Annotated in this window: 17 protein-coding genes; 9 read left to right on the forward strand and 8 right to left on the reverse strand. The window is 51.7% G+C overall.

Going from position 1 to position 18706, the window contains the following annotated elements; all coding sequences use genetic code 11:
* Window positions 1-619 precede the first annotated feature (619 nt).
* Entirely contained in the window at window positions 620-1507 is an 888-nt protein-coding gene (locus LZ24_RS08195) for a DMT family transporter (protein ID WP_144684417.1), read from the forward strand.
* A 15-nt stretch (window positions 1508-1522) separates the two neighbouring features.
* Here LZ24_RS08195 and LZ24_RS08200 read toward each other — a convergent pair whose 3' ends face one another.
* From LZ24_RS08200 to LZ24_RS08230, 6 genes are all read right to left on the reverse strand, one after another.
* Window positions 1523-4144 (reverse strand): hybrid sensor histidine kinase/response regulator, encoded by a 2622-nt coding sequence (locus LZ24_RS08200; RefSeq protein ID WP_144684419.1) that lies wholly within the window; start codon window positions 4142-4144, stop codon window positions 1523-1525.
* On the reverse strand, window positions 4141-5283 hold the full coding sequence (locus LZ24_RS08205) for an ABC transporter substrate-binding protein (RefSeq protein ID WP_144684421.1): 1143 nt from the start codon (window positions 5281-5283) through the stop codon (window positions 4141-4143). The genes LZ24_RS08200 and LZ24_RS08205 overlap by 4 nt, the downstream gene beginning before the upstream one ends.
* 36 nt (window positions 5284-5319) lie before the next feature.
* Window positions 5320-7326 carry a methyl-accepting chemotaxis protein gene (locus LZ24_RS08210; RefSeq protein ID WP_144684422.1) on the reverse strand — a complete coding sequence of 669 codons (2007 nt, stop codon included), beginning with the start codon at window positions 7324-7326 and terminating at the stop codon, window positions 5320-5322.
* Window positions 7327-7586: 260 nt separating this feature from the next.
* Complete coding sequence (locus LZ24_RS08220; RefSeq protein ID WP_144684425.1) at window positions 7587-8024, reverse strand: acyl-CoA thioesterase; 438 nt, start codon at window positions 8022-8024, stop codon at window positions 7587-7589.
* 319 nt (window positions 8025-8343) lie between these two features.
* Entirely contained in the window at window positions 8344-8862 is a 519-nt protein-coding gene (locus LZ24_RS08225) for a type 1 glutamine amidotransferase domain-containing protein (protein WP_144684427.1), read from the reverse strand.
* Window positions 8863-9436: 574 nt separating this feature from the next.
* On the reverse strand, window positions 9437-10420 hold the full coding sequence (locus LZ24_RS08230; RefSeq protein WP_186443004.1) for a phosphotransferase family protein: 984 nt from the start codon (window positions 10418-10420) through the stop codon (window positions 9437-9439).
* A 268-nt stretch (window positions 10421-10688) separates the two neighbouring features.
* Between LZ24_RS08230 and LZ24_RS17840 the strand changes: the two genes are divergently transcribed.
* The 5 genes from LZ24_RS17840 (at window position 10689) to LZ24_RS08255 (ending at window position 14167) form a co-directional block, all read left to right on the forward strand.
* The gene (locus tag LZ24_RS17840) at window positions 10689-11489 is read left to right on the forward strand and encodes a lipocalin family protein (RefSeq protein WP_246118558.1); all 801 of its coding nucleotides are present in this window, start codon (window positions 10689-10691) and stop codon (window positions 11487-11489) included.
* 225 nt (window positions 11490-11714) lie between these two features.
* Window positions 11715-12086: a hypothetical protein gene (locus tag LZ24_RS08240; protein ID WP_144684431.1), complete on the forward strand. Its 372-nt coding sequence runs from the start codon at window positions 11715-11717 to the stop codon at window positions 12084-12086.
* Between the two features lie 35 nt (window positions 12087-12121).
* The gene (locus LZ24_RS08245) at window positions 12122-12577 is read left to right on the forward strand and encodes an Lcl C-terminal domain-containing protein (protein WP_144684433.1); all 456 of its coding nucleotides are present in this window, start codon (window positions 12122-12124) and stop codon (window positions 12575-12577) included.
* A gap of 69 nt (window positions 12578-12646) precedes the next feature.
* The gene (locus LZ24_RS08250; RefSeq protein WP_144684435.1) at window positions 12647-13414 is read left to right on the forward strand and encodes an SAM-dependent methyltransferase; all 768 of its coding nucleotides are present in this window, start codon (window positions 12647-12649) and stop codon (window positions 13412-13414) included.
* 3 nt (window positions 13415-13417) lie between these two features.
* Window positions 13418-14167, forward strand: coding sequence for a class I SAM-dependent methyltransferase (locus LZ24_RS08255; RefSeq protein WP_144684437.1), 750 nt, complete (start codon window positions 13418-13420; stop codon window positions 14165-14167).
* A 214-nt stretch (window positions 14168-14381) separates the two neighbouring features.
* Here the strand turns inward: LZ24_RS08255 and LZ24_RS08260 are convergent, their stop codons facing one another.
* The gene (locus LZ24_RS08260) at window positions 14382-14621 is read right to left on the reverse strand and encodes a DUF2442 domain-containing protein (RefSeq protein ID WP_144684439.1); all 240 of its coding nucleotides are present in this window, start codon (window positions 14619-14621) and stop codon (window positions 14382-14384) included.
* 10 nt (window positions 14622-14631) lie between these two features.
* Window positions 14632-14790, reverse strand: a complete 159-nt coding sequence (locus LZ24_RS18055; RefSeq protein WP_144684536.1) for a DUF4160 domain-containing protein — start codon at window positions 14788-14790, stop codon at window positions 14632-14634.
* Window positions 14791-15244: 454 nt separating this feature from the next.
* Here LZ24_RS18055 and LZ24_RS08270 point away from each other — a divergent pair, with 454 nt between their 5' ends.
* From LZ24_RS08270 to LZ24_RS08280, 3 genes are all read left to right on the forward strand, one after another.
* A complete protein-coding gene (locus LZ24_RS08270; protein WP_144684441.1) occupies window positions 15245-16144 on the forward strand; it encodes a restriction endonuclease in 900 nt (299 codons plus the stop codon).
* Between the two features lie 2 nt (window positions 16145-16146).
* Window positions 16147-16608, forward strand: a complete 462-nt coding sequence (locus tag LZ24_RS08275; RefSeq protein WP_144684443.1) for a GNAT family N-acetyltransferase — start codon at window positions 16147-16149, stop codon at window positions 16606-16608.
* A 214-nt stretch (window positions 16609-16822) separates the two neighbouring features.
* Complete coding sequence (locus LZ24_RS08280) at window positions 16823-18589, forward strand: uracil-xanthine permease family protein (RefSeq protein ID WP_144684445.1); 1767 nt, start codon at window positions 16823-16825, stop codon at window positions 18587-18589.
* The last annotated feature ends 117 nt before the right edge of the window (window positions 18590-18706 follow it).

Consider the following 18706-nt stretch of genomic DNA (forward strand, 5'->3'; position numbering starts at 1 on the left):
CAGCACAGCTTTCCAGGTACCATAGCTACCAGACAGATGCACAGGCCCCAGGCTATTTGCCCGTGACGCAATCCGGCACTCAAGCTGAAAAGCTCAAGCCCTTTACGGGAGCAAAAATGCCTATGGATCTTGAGTGCCGGATTCGGGAGCTTCTTGCCCTGTGCGGAAGCGGCAAAAACTCCCCGCCACAGGCAGGATAAGCTTTTTGATTACCATGGCAGGCTTAAGCACGCTGCCTTTGTGGCGGCTCAGACAGTTTGCCGCTTCTTATTAGCACTCCGGCACTCAAGCTTGCAAAAAACCATTTTTTTCATCGCAGGCTCTGGGTTTATGGCTTGAGTGCCGGAATCCGAAACGATTGCAATGTCACTTGCCAATAGCCACGGAGCCTTGCAACAGTACGAAGCTGCTGCAACTACAGCATTGGCAGTTCGGAATAATTACCCAGAGTTTTTTAAAACGACTGGAATGTCACTTGCAAACAGGCAGGGTATCTTTTCCTGACTTGAGGTGTCTGTGTCTGAAATATCGTGGCGTTTCGGGCCTTTTTTGTACAATAATATCCAAAGCCGATGATCCCTTTTGGGATATCGGCTTTCGGGTTTTTGGCGGAGTTTGGATGAGAATCAATGAGCTGCAGGCTTTTTTACGTTCCCCTGCCGGAGCCGTGGCGGGCGGGGCGCTTTTTCTGACCCTTGCGGGTTTTTTTCTTGCCCTGATGGGGGCCATTGTCAAGGCTGTGTCCGCTGATCTGCCCAATGCCATGGTGGTTTTTTTCAGGAATGCGGCCACCTGTCTCTTTATTCTTCCCCAGCTTTTTCTGGGGTCGGGTTCCCTTACGGGACTGAAGACCAGCCATTTTTCCCTTCACCTGCTTCGCTGTGGCAGCGGTCTTGCGGCCATGTATGCCTATTTTTATGCCTTGAGCGTGCTTCCTCTGGGTGAGGCGGTTCTTCTGTCTTATACCAGTCCCCTTTTAACCCCTGTGGTGGCCCGTGTATGGCTGAAGGAGCCGCTGGGCTGGGTGCACGGGGCAGGGGGCCTGACGGGTTTTCTGGGAATTCTTCTGATTCTCCGTCCCGGTTTCCATGAAATCCATCCCGCTGCGCTGGTGGCACTGGTATCGGCATTTTTTGCCTCCATTGCCATGGCTTCGGTCAGGAAGATGGGTTCAACGGAGCCACCTTTTCGTGTGGTGGCATGGTTTACCATTCTTGCCACCCTGTTTTCCGCACCTGCCGCTTTTTCTTCATGGCAAACCCCGGATCTTTCGCTGGCAGGACTCTTTTTTTGTCTTGGTGCCGTGGGTTTTGTGGCACAACTTTGTCTCACCCGTGGTTATGGCATGGCACCGTCCGCCCGGATAGGCCCCTTTACCTACACAACGGTTTTTTTTGCCAGCATCCTTGGAACCATTTTTTGGGGGGAGGTTCTTCACCCCATGACCCTGATCGGTGGGGTGCTGATTGTTACCGGAGGAATGCTTGCGGGCAGAAGCAAAGGCTGAGTAATTCCGGGTATTTTATTCGCCCTGACTGAGAAGCTCTTCCATGGTAAACTGCAGGGCAGCCATGGAAAAGGGTTTTTTAAGGAAGCGGGACGGAGAATTTTCCGTAAAGCTGCCTATGGTTTCCTGTTCATTGTAACCACTGCAGAGGATAATTTTCATATCCGGCCGGATGCAGCGCATGGCCCCAAGGGTGGCCTTGCCATCCATTCTGGGCATGGTCAGGTCAAGGATGACGCACAGAATATGCTGGCTGTATCGATGGAAAAGTTCCATGGCTTCCTGACCGTCACGGGCCGCAAGGGGGGTGTAGCCCATCATTTCCAGTGCATCGGCGTATAATTTTCTGAGCATTTCTTCGTCATCCACAACAAGAACCATGCCCTTATTTCCATTTTCCTGCCGTTCGCTTTGAATTTCTGCTGACTTACTGGCTTCTGCCCCTTTTAACAAATCTGTTTCTTGAAGTGCCGGGAAGAAAACCTGAAAAGATGTTCCCTTATCTGGCCTGCTATCTACCATGATGGCTCCCTTATGCCCCTGCATGATACCCAGCACCGCAGAAAGGCCTAAACCCCGCCCCGTGAATTTTGTCGTGTAAAAGGGTTCAAAGAGACGATCCAGACTTTCTTTATTCATGCCGCAGCCCGTATCCTTAACCATAAGAAAAATGAAATTGCCGGGAGCTGGCTTTTTGAGTCCCCGGCTGTTTCTGAGAAAATCCTGATCGCAGAAACGGACACCCGTATGGATGGACAGGGTGCCGGGCTGTTCTTCCATGGCTTCCGATGCATTGGTGATGAGGTTGATCACCACCTGCTGAAGTTGTCCGGGGTCCGCCATGATTTCAGGTAATTCCGGGGCAAGGCGGGTTTCCATGGTAATGGTTTTGGGCATGACAGCCTGAAGCATGGTCATGTTTTCTTCAATGAAGCGGTTGAGGCCGATGCGCTGGACCAGAAACTGTCCTTTGCCGGAATAGGCAAGCATCTGTCGGGTGAGATCCGTAGCCCGGGCCACAGCGGTACCGGCCTTGCCGAGGCTGTCATGGGCAGGGGAAGAAACGGGAGTATCCAGCAGGGCCAGTTCCAGATTGCCCTGTATGGCCGCAAGGATGTTGTTGAAGTCATGGGCAATGCCTCCGGCCATGACACCGAGGCTCTCCAGTTTCTGGGAGTGCAGCAGACGCCGCTCCATTTCAAGGCGCTGGGCCTGTTCTTCCCTGACTCTGGTTACATCAATAATGAAGCCCCGGATACCCACCGGTTTTTCATTGTTGAAAATGGTGGATATATGGAGCTGCGCACTAAAGGTCTGCCCGTTTTTGCGCAGGGCCGTGAAAGAGAGGGGAGCGATGATTTCCTGACCGATGGTTTTCCAGAGGTAATCAAAAATCAGATTGTGTTCATCCCCAATGGAAAAATCCATGAGGCTGAGACCGGCAGCCTCTTCTTCCTTGGTATAGCCGAACTGCTCAAGGGTTTTCTGGTTCATGTATTGAAAATTATAGGATAAATCCGTTTCAAAAACACTTTCCGGCAGTGCATCGGCAAGGTTTCGGAACCTGCTTTCACTGCTGCGCAGGGCCTTTTCCCGCTGGGCAATGGCTTCTGCCATATCAATAAAGCCCTGCCTGAGGATCTGAAATTCCTGAAAAGGTGTTTTTTTAAGATTGGCCAGATACCGGATATTTTTTTCTTCTCCCCTTTCAAGGCTGTCCATGGCCTCTGCAAAGGTGGCAAGGGGAAGGGAGATTTCTTTGTTCAAGTTGTGTTGCAGCAGCCATACCGTTGTGGAAAGGAGGAGGAGAAGCAGCACCGTCAGGACGCCCATGGTGGTAAATACGGAGAAAAATTTTTCTCTGGCATTCCATGCCGTAAAAACCACCCAGTCTCCGCCAAGAACCGGTGCTGAGCTGAAAAGATGGTGGACACCATTGGTTCTGTGGATTCCAAGAAATATGGCCTCTCCCCCCAGCCCCTCCTGTACAGGCTGAAGCTTGCCCAGATTGGTTTGCTCTTCCACCATTTTCTGATCCGGGTGGGCCACAAGGTTGCCATAGCGGTCTGTGATAAAGAAAAATGCACTGTCTCCGGTCTGACCGAGGCCTGCAATAAAATTCTGCAGGCTGCGCAGATTCAGCTCTCCGGCCACAACCTTATGGTTCACGGGATAGCTGAAGAGGCTGGCTGTGATTTTGCTGCTCAGGGGAGCCTGATAGGGGGAGGAAATATAAACATCCTGCTTGTCCCTGTTTCTGTGGTTTGCGGGCATGAGTCTTGAGTAGTCTTTCAGGGAACCCATGGGTGGGATGGTGGCCATGACCTCTCCCTGATCCGAGAGCAGAAGAATTCTTTCAAAGGCGTTGGAATGTTTGATAAACTGAGGGATCACCTCTGGAAAACCCCTCAGGTCTGAAGATTCAGCCATCAGGTTGATAATTTCTCTGGAAAAGCTGAGGTAGGTGGCCACATACTCCGAGAGGGCAAGGGTCTGGAGATGCTGTTCTCTCTGAATATCCTGCCAGCGTTGCCAGCCCAGCAGGGCGGAAAGGGTCAGCACCAGAAAAACCACAGGCAGAAGAAGCCGGAGGGCCAGATAACGGCGGAGCAGGGTGCTGATGGAGGCGGCTGTCATGGCTTGGGTTCCATAAGGATGGTACGGAGAATACGGAACTGTCCGTCCTTTACTTCTGTAATAAATATGGAGCTGACCACGTCACCATAGGCATCAATGGAAATGGGCCAGCGCAGACCGGGGTAGTTCCGGGTTTCCAGAAGGGCCTCTGGCAGGCCCTTTTTCCGGCCGCCTGTTTTCTGGAGGGCTTTTCCCAGAATGCCCATGGTATCATAGGCATAATCTGCGGCAAAGGAAGGCCAGTGCCCGTAACGTTTGTGATAATTTTCAAGAAATTTTTCATATTTTGGTGTGGGTTTATCACTGAAGGCATGACCGGAAAATATCATGGTTTCCACGGTTCTGCCCCCTGCGGTGAGAAGCTCTTCGGTCATGGCCCAGTTGGCACTGAGCAGGGGCAGTACCGCCTGACGTGCATGCATGGCCTGGGTCAGGGCGGCGGCATCCCTTGCGGAAAGCACCACAAGAAGGGCGTCCGGTGCTGCTTCGGCCAGCTCGTCAGCAAGGGCATCCCAGTCGGGCCTTTCAGGGGAAGAAATGGTTTTTTCCAGCACAATGCTTTTTCCATGGGTGGTAAATTCCTCTGAAAATGCATCGTGGAAGGGCTGGGCAAAGGCCCTGTTGTTCATGTCCGATACGGATGCGATGCGTTTTAAATCCATGTTCTGGGCAGCATAGCGGGCAAGGGCCGTTGCCGCCGTATCTGTTGTGGGCTGTATGCGGAAAAAGAAATCTTTTATGCCGCTGAGCTCCGGTGTGGAGGTGGTGGGGCTGAACAGCACCATTTCGGCTTCTTCAATGAGGGGCATGGCCGCAAGGGTCTGGGAGCTGGTCATGTGTCCGATGATGGCCACAACCTTGGCTTCTATCAGTTCCCTGTCCGCCTGAATGGCCCCTTTCGCAGTTCCTTTGTCGTCCCGGCTGATCATCTCCAGCCTGCGGCCTGCAATGCCGCCCTGGGCATTGATTTCCTCCAGGGCAAGCTGGGCACCGTTGCGGCCATGAACCCCCAGATCCGCATAGGATCCTGTGAGGGGGCCGGAAAATCCTATTAGAACAGGCGGTTTCTCACAGCCAGTAAGCAATATACAGGCAGCAAGACCCATCAGCAGGCAGATGCTTTTCATGTATGCCCCCATGGTCACACTCCTTTATTATTGAGGAAAGGGCGTGGCTCAGGTCCGGAATCTTCCCAGAAGGGCCTGAAGCTCTTCGGCCAGAGCCCGGAGATCCTGGGCATTTCCGGCAACGTCCTGACTGTTGATTTTCATTTCTGCTGCGGCATGGCTCACATCCCCCACATCCTTTGTGATTTCCTTTACCACATGGCTGCTCTGGGCTACGTTGCCCGTGACTTCCTGAAGGCCTTTGGATGCCTGTCCCACATTGTCGGCAATTTCACGGGTGGCTGCGGACTGCTCTTCGATGGCCGTGGCGATGGTGGCAATGATTTCATTGATTTCAAGGATGGTTTTATCAATGGTACGGATCTGGCCGATGGTGTTGTGGGTACTGCCCTGAATGTCGCTGATGCGCTGCCTGATATCTTCCGTGGCCGTGGCGGTCTGTCTGGCAAGCTCCTTGATTTCATTGGCAACTACGGCAAAACCCTTGCCCGATTCACCGGCTCTGGCAGCCTCAATGGTGGCGTTCAGGGCCAGAAGATTGGTCTGTTCCGATATTTCGCTGATGGTGGCCGTCACCTTGCCAATGGCATCGGCGGCTTTTCCGAGCATATCCATGGACTCTGTGGCATCGCGGGCTTCCTTTACCGCCTGATCCGCAATGGCTCTGGCATTTTCCGTATTCTGTGCGATTTCAGAAATGGTGGCAGACATTTCCTCGGAAGCCGTTGCCACCATATTGGTATTCTGGTTGGCTTCTTCCATGGCTGCGGCAATGGCAGTGAAACCCGCATTCATTTCTTCAATGGCCGTGGCCACAGCCCGGGCCTTTGTCGCGGTTTCTTCCACTTTTATATCCATGCTGCCCGCAATATCCATGAGCTGGCCTGAGGACCGGTTTACAAGGCCGGCTCTGGATATGACATCGGAAACAATCTCCCTGATTTTATCAATAAAGGTATTGAAGCCCGTGGCCATGACACCGATTTCATCACTGCTCTGAACCTTCAGCCTGCGGGTGAGATCCCCTTCGCCCTCGGCCACATCCTGAAGCATTTTGGTTGTTTTCTGGATGGGGATGGAGAGGGAAAGGGCCATAATGTAGGCCAGACCCATGAAAACAGCAAAAACAAGGATGCCGATGACAACCATGAGGCGCATCATGGCCCTGAAGCCTTCCATGACTTCGTCTCTTTCAATGAAGCCCACAAGCTTCCAGCCCAGATCCGGAAGGGTGTGCACTTCGGCCAGCCATTCTTTCCCCTTGATTTCAAGGGATACGCTTCCCCTGTCTGTTTTGTCGAGAACCCTGAAGGCCTCAATGCCGCTTTCCGTCAGTTTTTTGAAGTTGGTTTCAGGGTTTCTCGGGTTGGCAAGGATGACACCGTCGCCCTGCACCAGCATCACATAGCCCGTTTCTCCGATCTGACTTCTCTGGATGAGGCTGGTCAGGGCACCGAGACTGACATCCAGACCGGCGATGCCCACAAGTTCATTTCTTTCGGACTGTATGCCATGCATGAGGCTGATGACGGGTTCTCCGGTGGTGGACATGTAGGCGCTTGTGATACTGGTTCTGGCTGGATTTGCAAGGGCCGTCTGATACCATGGGCGGGATCTCGGGTCGTAACCTGCGGGCAGCGCATCCTCTCCGGCATAGGTGAATCCGCCCCAGCGGCTGCCCAGAAAGACTTCAACCAGATGGGGGCTGCTGGCTTCGATGAGTTTTAAAAAGGTAATGATTTTTTCTTCGGTCTCACCGGGTGTCATATCTGAAGGGCGGGTGGGTCGGGTTGTCCGGGTATGGCTGGACAGGTTTTCATCTATTTTTTTGACTTCCGGATGCATGGCAAGCATGCGGGTGATGTTGCTGGCGTTTTCCATGAAAATGTCCATGGCCGCCTCTATGTGGGTCAGCTCTTTGGCTGTGCCCGTATGAAAATTCTCCACACTGTTTTTGCGTATCTGTATCCCCAGAAAGAGAAAGGTGAGGAGAAGGGGAACAAGAATGCTCATGGAAAAGGCAAACAGCAGTTTCTGGCGTATGGAAAAGTGCATGGCAGGCCTCCTTCGAGGTATTCAGGTAAGGTTTTTAGGGAAAGGCTTTTTTTAAACAGGAATCCCTGCGTTTCTTTACAGGGACTGGAAAGAACTTATTGTCTGGGTGAGACGTGAAGGCAGTAACAGAATTATTATGGGGTATTTTTCCTGAAGAATCAAGGAAAAATGTGGGGGAGACGGGAGAAGCGCTTCTTCCCGCTTCCCGCTATTATATGGGCAGGAAAGCCCTGCGGGAGGGGGAAAAAGCGGTCATCATTTCAGGAAACACCCTGAAAACGGCGGATGCTTTCCTTTAAGCCTTCAGGTATCTGGGCTGCGGTGAATGTCGGGCCGATGCAGACCAGAATGATTTCTGCCCTGTTACAGAGTTCTTCCATGCCCTCTGTTTCCTTGCTTATTTCCTGAATGACCGAGAGGCTTCTGCTTTTCATCCAGTTGAAACGGGTGCGGATAATGGCGGTTTCCATGTACCTGACAGGTTTGCGGAACTGCAGGTGGGCATCGGCCACGGCCAGATGGTAGTCCTTTTCCATCAGGAGGGCATAGCTGTGGCCTGCGGCATCCATATAGCGGTCACGGGCTTCGTGGTAAAGATCCAGATAACGGCTGTGGTAAACAACATTTCCCTGATCCACCATGGACATGGGGATACGGATACGGGTTTCATGGGGGAAAAAGGTGTCAAACTGCTGCATGAAAAAAGATTCCTTGGTATGGCGTTAAATAATGGGGGTTGAAAGCCCCCGTATCGGATAAATTTTTATTCTGATTACCACTGTTTTTCAGCCATAGGGAGTTTAATCCATGGAAATTATATGACCATATTTTACGGTTGTTGGCGGGCACCCGTAAAGGGTGCCCCTACAAAACAAGGGCCGAAAAAACATTCGCAGGGGCAGGCCTTGCACCTGCCCGTATGAAAGCTCTCACCATGGGCCTGACAACAATCTGACCAGCAGGGTCTGGCTGAGTCAGGGTAGTAATCAGAAATTTTATTGTCTTACCTTCAGTTTTTTATCGGATGCTTTGGATAACCGCCTTCATGAAGGCCGGAAGATCATCGGGTGTGCGGCTTGTGACAAGGTTTTTGTCCACACACACCTCCTGGTCCACCCATGTGGCTCCGGCATGTTCCAGATCATCACGGATGGCAAAAAAGGAGGTGACGGTTCTTCCTTTGAGAATTTTTGCGGATGCCAGCATCCAGCCCCCATGGCAGATGGCGGCCACGGTCTTGTTTTGGGCATCAAGGCCGGAGACAAGGGCCACCATTTCCTTTGACCGGCGCATGAAATCCGGGGCAAATCCACCGGGAATGACCACGCCGTCCGTATTTTCAAGCTTGATGTCGCTGGCAGCCGCATCCACCTTTGTTACGGTTCCTGCTTTCCCCGTATAGGTCTGTGCTGTTCCCGTTCCCACCACAATGACACGGGCATCGGCTTCCAGCAGCCTGTAGTAGGGATACCAGAATTCCTGATCATTGAATTGCTGTTCCACAAGAAGCAGTACGGTACGGCCCTGAAGTTCCATGGGGTTCTCCTTTTTTTAGGGGTTTTATTGCCTGTTTGTAATTATTCAGCACAGTTTATTCTGAACTGACAATGCTGTAATTACAGCAGCATCGTACTGTTGCAAGGCTCCGTGGCTATTTGCAAGTGACATTGCAATCGCAATCGTTTCGGATTCCGGCACTCAAGCTCTAAAACCAAAGCTAGTCATGTAAACGATGCAGCCTTTTCAGGCTTGAGTGCCGGAGTGCTAATAAAAAGCGGCAAACTGTCTGAGCCGCCACAAAGGCAGCGTGCTTAAGCCTGCCATGGTAATCAAAAAGCTTATCCTGCCTGTGGCGGGGGGGTTTTTCCGCTTCCCCACAGGGCAAGAAACTCCCCAATCCGGCACTCAAGATCCATAGGCATTTCTGCTCCCGTAAAGGGGCTTGCGTTTTTTAGCTTGAGTGCCGGATTGCGTCACGGGCAAATAGCCTGGGGCCTGTGCATCTGTCTTGCAGGTATGGTACTTGGAAAACTGTGCTGAACAGTTACTTTTTTTATTGCTATCCGATGACAGCGAAGAAATATAGCTTTTTTTTAAGACAAAGGGGTTTTCACAACTCTCCCTGCAGGGAAAGCCAGAGTCCGGAAAGCGCATCTTCGTGGGATACCAGCAGTTCCAGATAATCGCATTCCAGATCAATCATTTCCGCATCCTGTTTTCTCAGCCATTCCGAAAGCCAGCAGAAGCGTATGGCCGCCACCATGGGGGCCAGCGCCTGCCAGCCCGCAGGGGATATATGTCCCGATGCCCGTAGTTTTTTAAGCAGATCCCGTACAAAGGGCCCCTGCAGTGCCATGGGGTCTTCACTGCCAAGGCATCCCAGGAGATTGGCCGTATCATGGATGTCTGGTTTGGGGCCGAAGAACTCCCAGTCAATGAGGTAAAGCAGCTCTTTTTCGCCGAAAATGGCATTGACCGGGTGCAGATCCCCGTGGCTGAGGGTGAGGGGAACGGCTTCCAGAAGCGGGGCAAGCCGGGTTTCAATTTTTTCGCTGAGGGGATGCAGCCGGTCATGGAGCCGGGTTTCGCGGATTTTAAGAATCTGCATCAGCTCCCTGATGTATGCGAGGATGTTAAAGGCCTGTGCATGGACAGGGATCATGGGGCCTTTTTCCAGAAGTATGCGTATAAAGTCTGCAAAGGCTTCGCCCCGCCAGCCGTCTCTGGTGTATTCGGGTCTGGGAAGCTCTTTTCCCTTGATGTAGGGCGTGAACTGGAAGAAGGCGGCATTTTTTTTGATCAGCGCCCTGCCCCTGTCATCCCGCAGGGGAGGAAGGATGTGGGGTACGCTTAAGGCTTCAAGGTGGAAAAGAAGATCTGCAATGCGGTTTTTACGGGGCCCCTGATTCAGGGAAAAACGCTCCAGAACAAAGATTCCCTTTTTTGTTTCCACAGCCATGCGGCTCTGGCTGCGTTCCGGACTGCCCGCAAGGCAGATCTCAGGCAGGGGGGTGCAGCTTCCAAGGTCCATATGCGCGCAAAGGGCTTTAAGGGTATGGATATCCATGAAAGAGGGCTGGTTATGAGCATTCATAGGGGCCTTTTCAGTCATGCAAAATAAGGGGTCATGGGCAGATACATGAACCACTAGCCAGATTTTTCATCAAAAAGCTTAGTATTTTTATAGCCGGATTTGGGTTCCTTGTGACAACTGCATTTCTTATCCAGCTGTGTTATAAATGTCATAAGAGAAAGCCAAATGCAAAGACAGGCTCGTTCTTCTTATTCTCATTTGCCTGATTTTTGAAGTTTTTTTGTCAGAAAAGATTGTTAAGGAGAAAAGCCATTCAGGGAGACATTCGTTGGCAGCAGCCTTTTGCCAATTGCAGAAATGCCTTTGTGGAACCGCACCATGCCGCGCCTTTGTGGGAGAAGGGTTAAGCCTGAAGGAGCTGAGCCGTATCCGTTTGCGGCTGGATGATCTCTGCCTTCCCTACACCATCGACCATGTGGATTACGGAAATACTCAGGATCTGCGGGTTAAGGCGCACATTGACCGTAAAGGCATTGTGCCGGCATCCCGGAAGGAAAAAAATGACTCCCTTCTCCCTGCCCCCCTATTTATCCTCAGATATCAGGAGGCCCCAATGAAAAAACTGCTTCTGGTCATCGCTGTTCTCATACTCGGCGGCTGCATGGGGATGCCCCAGTCCCTCCGGCCCGTTTCGGATTTTGAGCTGAACCGCTACCTTGGAAAATGGTACGAGATTGCCCGTCTGGATCATTCCTTTGAAAGGGGCCTGAGCCATGTCAGTGCGGAATATACGCTGAGAAAAGACGGGGGGGTGAGGGTTTTGAACCGGGGCTTTCTGGCATCGGAAAACCGCTGGAAGGAGGCCGAGGGCAAGGCCTGTTTTGTGGGCAAAAGCTCGGAAGGCTATCTGAAAGTCTCCTTCTTTGGCCCCTTTTACGGCTCCTATGTGATTTTCGGGCTGGACCATGAAAACTATCAGTATGCCTTTGTTTCAGGGCCAGACACAAAGTATCTCTGGCTTCTCTCCCGGACGCCTGTCGTGGAACCGCAAATTCTTGAAAAATTTATCGAAACCTCCAGAGCCGCCGGTTTTGATACGGATGCCCTGATTTTTGTGGAGCAGAACTGAGGAAGGGAGCATCGTTTTTTCCATCCCGCTACGGAACCGTCCGGACATGCCAACAAAGGTGGCGGCGGCAGGGGCGTTGGCGCAAACAAAGGTCTTAGGGTTTTTTTTTGCCATTTTTGCAAAAGCTTGAAATAAATGCTTTTATTGTATGGCATGAAGAGTGCTATGGTTCAGTATATCGGATGGACAGGTCTTTTCGGATTAACAGATCAGGGAGGCACGACCATGAATACGCTGATCCCGCTCCGCTCCACGCTTTTCTGTACAGGCCGGATTCTTCTCCTCATCGCTGCGCTGACACTCCTGACCGCAGGACATCTTTTCGCCCGGACCCTCGTCTGTCAAAACAACCCCGACTACTTCAGCAAGCGCTGCACCCTCCACCCTTACGCCGTTACCAGGATTGTGGATGGTAAGGTTGTCAAGGGGCATCTTGTGGGGTGTCAGTTTAAATCCCATACCTGCATGGATGGGGTATGCAGGGATAATTACGGATATTCCGAGATTCCTTATGACATTTCCATGGATGATCATCAGGGGTTTTGCAGTTTGCTCTGCAACAATCCCTCCTGCAACGATCCTCAGGGATGGCGGTAATTTTTTAGCTTGCATCCTTAAAAAGGAGGAACATCATGGGGGAAATTCGGATCAGCTTATTGAAACCGGTTGCAATGGTCTTCATGCTCTGTCTGGCCGGACTTATCATGTCCGGAGAGCTTTATGCCAGTCGGTTTCTGGACAACGGAGACGGAACCATGACGGATTTGCAGACCGGCATGATGTGGACCAGAGAGCCCATACCGGTTGGTGAGGTTGTCTGGAATAAGGCGGTTTCAACGAGCCAGTCTTTCAGCATTTCCGGCATTGGTGGCTGGAGACTGCCGGAAAAGGATGAGCTTGCGATTTTTGCCCGTGCCCTGCGGTCAGAGCCCTTCCCCGGAGTGTTCAGGGCCACCTGCTGGTCCAATACGCAGGATGTGGCGGTCAGGGATAATGCCTTGTATGTGTACATGAAATTTGGCACTGATTATAGCGACAGCATGTGGTTTTCCAGACATTGCGTGTGGCCCGTCCGAGCCAGCCAGTGACGGGAGAAGGATCTTTTACTGTCAGGAAGTATGCAGCACCTGTTTCCGTTTTTCTCCAAAGGAGCCTTTATGAACGAACTCAGCCCCCGTTTTTGGGAAATTTTCTTTGAGGTTTATGGAAGTCTGCCCCGTCAGGGGCCGGGAAACCGGGCTTCTGCCGCCAGAGCCCTTGATTTGTGCCCAATCCCAGAAAAACCTTTGAGGATACTGGATCTGGGATGCGGGACGGGAGCCCAGACCTTCCATCTTGCGGAACTCACCACAGGCACCATCGATGCCCTTGATAATCATGCTCCTTTTGTGGATCTGCTTCAGGCAGGCGTCGTAAAACGGGGATTATCCCACAGGATACGTGCGAAGGTCGGGGACATGGCGGCTCCGGAATACCTGCCGGGCGGTTTTGATCTCATCTGGTCCGAAGGTGCGCTTTACAGCATCGGGCTGCGGAACGCCCTTTCTGTCTGCCATGGGCTGCTGCGTCCCGGTGGCTTTCTTTGCTTTACGGATGCCATCTGGCGCAGGGATGATCCACCCGCCGCAGTCAAGGCGGGTTTTGATTTTGATTATCCCACCATGGGGCGACTGGACGATGATCTGGCAGCAATAAAAGACAGCGGCTTTGAGCTGATCGGACATTTTACCCTGCCCGATGAGGCCTGGTGGGAGGATTTCTACACGCCCATGGAAACCTCGATTGCAGACCTGAGTATGAAATACGGCAGTGATCCCGAGGCTTTGTCCATACTTGCCCAGCTTGCTGAGGAGCCGGAAGTGCACCGCTCTTATTCTGAGTATTATGCCTATGAATTTTTTGTGGCGAGATGCATTAAGGAGTGATTCATGGAAGATACCTGTCGTCTTTATACGGATCTGGCTTGGCTCTGGCCCATGTGGGGGGAGGCGGCCACGGAATATGCCCCTTACTGCCAGTATGTCACGGCCCAGATCCGACGCCATGCAAAGGGTCCGGTACATACCCTGCTGGATATCGGGTGCGGTGGCGGAAAGAATGTCTTTAACCTGAAGCGGGAATTCAGGGTTACCGGTCTGGATTTAAGTCCTGCCATGCTTGCACAGGCAGGGGAGCTGAACCCGGAGTGCGTCTTTGTCCATGGGGACATGCGGACCGCAAGGCTTGGGAAAACCTTTGACGCCATTCTCATGGATGATGCGATCTCCCACATGAACTGCAGCAAAGACTTTGAAGCGGCCTTCCGCACAGCCTTTGCCCACCTGAATCCGGGCGGTGTTCTGGTTGTAACCCCGGACGTGATGACCGAAACCTTCCGGCAGAACAGAACCACCGTTACGCCTGTCCTGCAAGGCAGCCTTGATCTTGTCATCATCGAAAACGTGAACGACCCCGATCCCTCAGACGGGCAGTATGAAACGACCATCCTGTACCTGATCCGGGAGCAGGGCCGTCTGCGGATTGAAACCGATCACTGGACCATGGGGATCTTCCCACGGGAAACATGGAAGCAGGTTCTTCGTGAAACGGGTTTTCATGTGCATGAAGGGCTGTACTGCCATGGAGATGATGAATACACCGTATTTACCTGTGTGAAGGATTTTGCCTCTTCCATGTGATTTTGCGCAGGGGCATGCAAATAAAATGGTCAGTGTGTGACAAAAAACGTTATAATAATTTGGAACAGTAAAATTATCTGCAAGAATGTGAGCCTGACACCGTATTTTATGGATTAAATATTTGATATAATAATATGATTTTTACAGGTGGACGTGTGGGTAAAGCTCGGGTCGCTAACAGAATAAACTTAACTCTGGTTTGTAACGACAGGTTTTATTTAATGGATAAGCTGCACTCATAGAGCGTTTCCGAGTCTATATCAATATTACCGGGCCATACAACGGTTCCATTTTCCACACTTGCTGCCATAAAAACACCCTTCGTTTTCAAACGATTCCACGGCTTTTGCTCCAGATATTTTCCCATGTCCATGCAGCGTTGTTCACCGTTTTCAAATAAAAGCAGGAGGCGGAAGCCTTCCATAGGTTTTACATTGACCACATCCAGTAGCATAACATCTCCTTTATTTTAGAGGATCAATACGGAAAGGTTGTTCGCCCTCTTGCATAAGCTCCCAGTTGGCAAGCAGTTCTTCCCGATGTAAATCCACCCAAACCTGTGCCATGCGTAGTTGTCTGGCGGGAAGATTACCCGCAAGGACAGAGCTGTCATGGATGGAAATGGATGCTTTGTTTCATTATTTGTAACTGTTCAGCACAGTTTATCTTGAACTGTCAATGCTGTAATTACAGCAGCTTTGTACTGTTGCAAGGCTCCGTGGCTATTTGCAAGTGACATTGCAATCGTTTCGGATCAGAGCTTTGCAGGCCTGTGCGAAAGAAGCGGCAAACTGTCTGAGCCGCCACAAAGGCAGCGTACCAAAGCCTGCCATGGAAATCAAAAAGCTTATCCTGCCTGTGGCGGGGAGTTTTTGCCGCTTCCGCACAGGGCAAGAAGCTCCCGAATAAGATTGCGTCACGGGCAAATAGCCTGGGGCCTGTGCGTCTGTCTTGCAGCTATGGAACTTGGAAAACTGTGCTGAATAATTACCATTATTTTATATAAGGCCTGAAAAATCAGATTGCAATTCGTAATAAAAAAAGGGACATTTTTTCTTTTTTTGAATGGAGCTGTGAATGGCTAAAAAAAGGCAGAAAAAAGCAGAGTTTGTCAAATGGATGGGGCCTTTGCTGGATGCGCTGCGTCAGCTTGGAGATTCCGGAACCCCAAGGGAGGTTTCGGATCTGATTGCTGTGAACCTTGGTCTGCCCGATGAAAAAAAAGAAGAGCTGATGGAAAGCGGTACGCCCAGATTCCACAATCAGGTCTGCTGGGCAAGGCAGTACCTTGTGTGGGAAGGTTTCATTTCTGCTGAAAAAAGGGGTGTCTGGCAGTTGACCGGAAAGGGAAGGGATACCTTTCTCACTGAGGAAGATGGCCGGATTCTTTTTAAAAAATGGGTTGAGATCAATACCAGACAGCGTAAGGCAAAGCAGGAGGCCGTTTCTCCTGATGACACACAGGAAAAGCAGGATGACAGTAACGGGGAAAAAGCAGAGGAGCCAGAGGAAGAATATCCCCATAGGGAAAAACTTCTGAATGTTCTCAGAAAGATTTCTCCGGACGGTTTTGAGCGCCTGTGCAAGTATATCCTCAGATTGTACGGCTTTGAGAATGTTCAGGTAACACCCAAAGGCAAAGATGGCGGCATTGATGGTTATGGTACACTGAAGCTGAATCCCTTTGTGAGTTTTAAGGTTATTTTCCAGTGCAAGAGATATCAGGGGACCGTATCCAGAGCCCAGATAGGGGATCTGCGCAATGCCATGCTCGGAAGGGCTGACAAGGGAATCATGATTACAACGGGCAACTTCTCAGAGGATGCCAAACGGGAAGCGGACAGGGAAGGTGCACCGCCCATTGAGCTTATTGACGCTGAAACCCTGATTGAAATGATGGAAAAAGAGGAAATTGGCTTAAAACCCAGAACGGTTTATGATGTGGATTATCCGTTTTTTGAAAAATATATGGATTGAAAATGGAATTTTTTCAGATGGATTTTGGTTCTGATGCCTATGCCATAGCATGTGATCTGCGCCATGAGATCCTGAGAAAGCCCATAGGCCTCAGTCTGTATGAGGAAGATCTTGGGCAGGAAAAAAATCATCTGCATTTCGGGTTGAGGGATGCACGACAAAAGCTTCTGGCCTGTGTGATTGCTGTACCGCTTTCAAAAAGCGAGGCAAGAATACGGCAGATGGCCGTTGCACCCCGGCAGCAGGGGCAGGGATGTGGCAGATACCTCTTGCTTGAAATGGAAAATCTGCTTGCGGAAAAAGGGTTTACCCGCCTGAGCATGCATGCCCGCAGCAGTGCGGAAGGTTTTTATGCAAAGCTTGGTTATCTGCCTGTGGGGCGGGTTTTTATGGAAGTCGGACTTCCCCATCTTCCCATGGTAAAAAATATAGAGAATAAAAGCGGTGGAACCTTCATTGGGTGATCCATGTGTTCTGGGGGGCTCTGTTATACTCTGCGCACTCATTCCTGATACATGGGGCACCCTTGAAACGATATGGAAAATCTCTTGATCGGTGCATTTGATATTTTCTATTGTTTCAAAGCCTGCCCTGTTTTTGGGCAACCGAGTGTACCTGCAGAAAACCCATTTCCGATTCAGGTTCGTTTTTTAGATATCTGAAAGATCAGGAGGAAAAATGGCAGGCAGTCTGTCCCCTCAGGGTGTGAAGAACGGCACCCTTTCAACATCTCCGCTGCTGTATGCCGTGGACGAAACCCCGCCGGAATGGATGAGTGTGTTTCTGGGCCTGCAGATGGTGATGCTCGTCCTTGCCCCCATCGCCGTGACGCCCATTGTGGTGGCCCGCATGGCGGGAATTGATCCCGGAGAATACGGCTGGATCATCTTTGCCTCCCTGCTTGCCAGCGGCATCGGTACCCTGATACAGGTCCGGCGTTTTGGCGCTGTGGGTTCGGGTTACTTTCTGGTCATCGGGTCTTCCGGTTCTTTCATCGCCTGCGGTCTGGCTGCGGCCCAGATGGGCGGCATGGCCCTTGTGGCCACCATGGCCGTGCTCACGGCCCCTTTGCAGCTCTTTTTGGCCTGGTTTCTCGGCCCCATGCGCCGCATCATCACGCCGCTGGTGGGCGGGGTGGTGATCATGCTCATCGTGGTGAGTGTTCTGGGTATCTCCTTAGATATGATGGCCAATACACGTTCCTCCGTCCCTTCCCTGCACAGCTTCTGGGTATCCGCAACCACCCTTGCCGTGATTCTGGGACTGGCCATATTCGGAAACAGGCACCTGAGGCTCTGGAGTCTGGTCATCGGTCTGCTGGCGGGAACTCTGGTGGCTGCGGGTCTGGGGCTTGCGGATTTTTCTGCGGTGGCGCAACGGCCCTGGCTGGGACTGCCCGATGGGCAGTGGCAGGGCTTTGCCCTTGATTTCAGACCGGAGTGGATTGGTCTTTATCTGGCCTTTGCCATGGTGACCCTTGTGGGTGCGGTGGAAACCCTGGGGGATGGCATGGCCATTCAGAGGATTTCCCAGAGAAATTTCCGGAAAGTGGATTATGAGCGGGTGCAGGGGGCCATGTACGCCGATGGGGTGGCCAATGCCGTGGCAGGCACGCTGGGAACCCTGCCCAATACCACCTACTCCAATGCCATCGCCGCCGTGCAGCTTACGGGAGTGGCCTCCCGGCGGGTGGGGCTGTATGTGGCCCTGTTTCTCGGGCTTCTGGCCTTTTCCCCGAAACTTTCCGCCCTCATCACAGCCATTCCTTCCCCCGTTGTGGGTGCCTTTCTCTTTATTCTCCTTGCCATGCTCTTTGTGACGGGCATCCAGCTTGCCGCCTCCGAAGGTCTCAACTATGAAAGCGGTGTCATCATCGGTGTTTCCTTCTGGATGGGCTATGTGTTTCAGAACAAGCTTTTTTTTGCGGATCTCATGCCCCTCTGGCTGGGGCCTTTTCTCAACAACGGCATTGCCGCAGGCGGGCTTTTTGCCATTGTGCTGAGCCTTCTTTTTCAGATGAAGCCCGCAGGCAGGGCCCGGCGTGTGTTTTCCCGTCAGGCGGCCGCCATGACGGATCTTCAGGATTTTATCAATGAATATGCCGCCGTCCGGAGAATGCCCGTTCAGGTTCTTCAGCGTCTGCACCTCACGGCAGAGGAGCTTTTCATGCATCTCTGCGGGTCGCAAACCTTCAGGGGGCCTGAGCTTAAGGTGCTGCTGCATTTTGCAGACGGCAGGGTGCATGTGGAGTTTGTGGACGCCTCGGATCTTAAGGATCTGGATTTTGTGGTGGAAGAGGCGGGAGAAATGAATGATTTCATGGATCCCGATCTGCTGGGTCTCCGGATTCTCAACCGTTTTGCCTCGGGTCTGCGGCATCTGCGTATCGGTGGCGTGAATTATATCTCTTATCATCTGGCTGCGGATGATGCTTCTTATGGGTAAAAACTAAAAAAACAATGGAGAGCTGTTGCTTCGGGCACATCCTGTTTTTTTTCGACAGAACGCCTTTCAAACCGGGGTGATTTTCCTTTTAAAAAACATCAACACATGGGGAGATTC

The organism is Desulfobotulus alkaliphilus (genome assembly GCF_007830435.1).
GTDB classification, from domain to species: Bacteria; Desulfobacterota; Desulfobacteria; order Desulfobacterales; family ASO4-4; genus Desulfobotulus; species Desulfobotulus alkaliphilus.

Bases quoted from the DNA above. Each gene is read 5' to 3' on its own strand.
- LZ24_RS08240 (WP_144684431.1), top strand. From the start codon at position 11,715: ATGAATACGCTGATCCCGCTCCGCTCCACGCTTTTCTGTACAGGCCGG.
- LZ24_RS08205 (WP_144684421.1), bottom strand. From the start codon at position 5,283: ATGGGGGCATACATGAAAAGCATCTGCCTGCTGATGGGTCTTGCTGCC.
- LZ24_RS08280 (WP_144684445.1), top strand. From the start codon at position 16,823: ATGGCAGGCAGTCTGTCCCCTCAGGGTGTGAAGAACGGCACCCTTTCA.
- LZ24_RS08230 (WP_186443004.1), bottom strand. From the start codon at position 10,420: ATGAATGCTCATAACCAGCCCTCTTTCATGGATATCCATACCCTTAAA.
- LZ24_RS08200 (WP_144684419.1), bottom strand. From the start codon at position 4,144: ATGACAGCCGCCTCCATCAGCACCCTGCTCCGCCGTTATCTGGCCCTC.
- LZ24_RS08270 (WP_144684441.1), top strand. From the start codon at position 15,245: ATGGCTAAAAAAAGGCAGAAAAAAGCAGAGTTTGTCAAATGGATGGGG.
- LZ24_RS08250 (WP_144684435.1), top strand. From the start codon at position 12,647: ATGAACGAACTCAGCCCCCGTTTTTGGGAAATTTTCTTTGAGGTTTAT.
- LZ24_RS08260 (WP_144684439.1), bottom strand. From the start codon at position 14,621: ATGCTACTGGATGTGGTCAATGTAAAACCTATGGAAGGCTTCCGCCTC.
- LZ24_RS08255 (WP_144684437.1), top strand. From the start codon at position 13,418: ATGGAAGATACCTGTCGTCTTTATACGGATCTGGCTTGGCTCTGGCCC.
- LZ24_RS08220 (WP_144684425.1), bottom strand. From the start codon at position 8,024: ATGCAGCAGTTTGACACCTTTTTCCCCCATGAAACCCGTATCCGTATC.
- LZ24_RS08275 (WP_144684443.1), top strand. From the start codon at position 16,147: ATGGAATTTTTTCAGATGGATTTTGGTTCTGATGCCTATGCCATAGCA.
- LZ24_RS08245 (WP_144684433.1), top strand. From the start codon at position 12,122: ATGGGGGAAATTCGGATCAGCTTATTGAAACCGGTTGCAATGGTCTTC.
- LZ24_RS08210 (WP_144684422.1), bottom strand. From the start codon at position 7,326: ATGCACTTTTCCATACGCCAGAAACTGCTGTTTGCCTTTTCCATGAGC.
- LZ24_RS08195 (WP_144684417.1), top strand. From the start codon at position 620: ATGAGAATCAATGAGCTGCAGGCTTTTTTACGTTCCCCTGCCGGAGCC.
- LZ24_RS08225 (WP_144684427.1), bottom strand. From the start codon at position 8,862: ATGGAACTTCAGGGCCGTACCGTACTGCTTCTTGTGGAACAGCAATTC.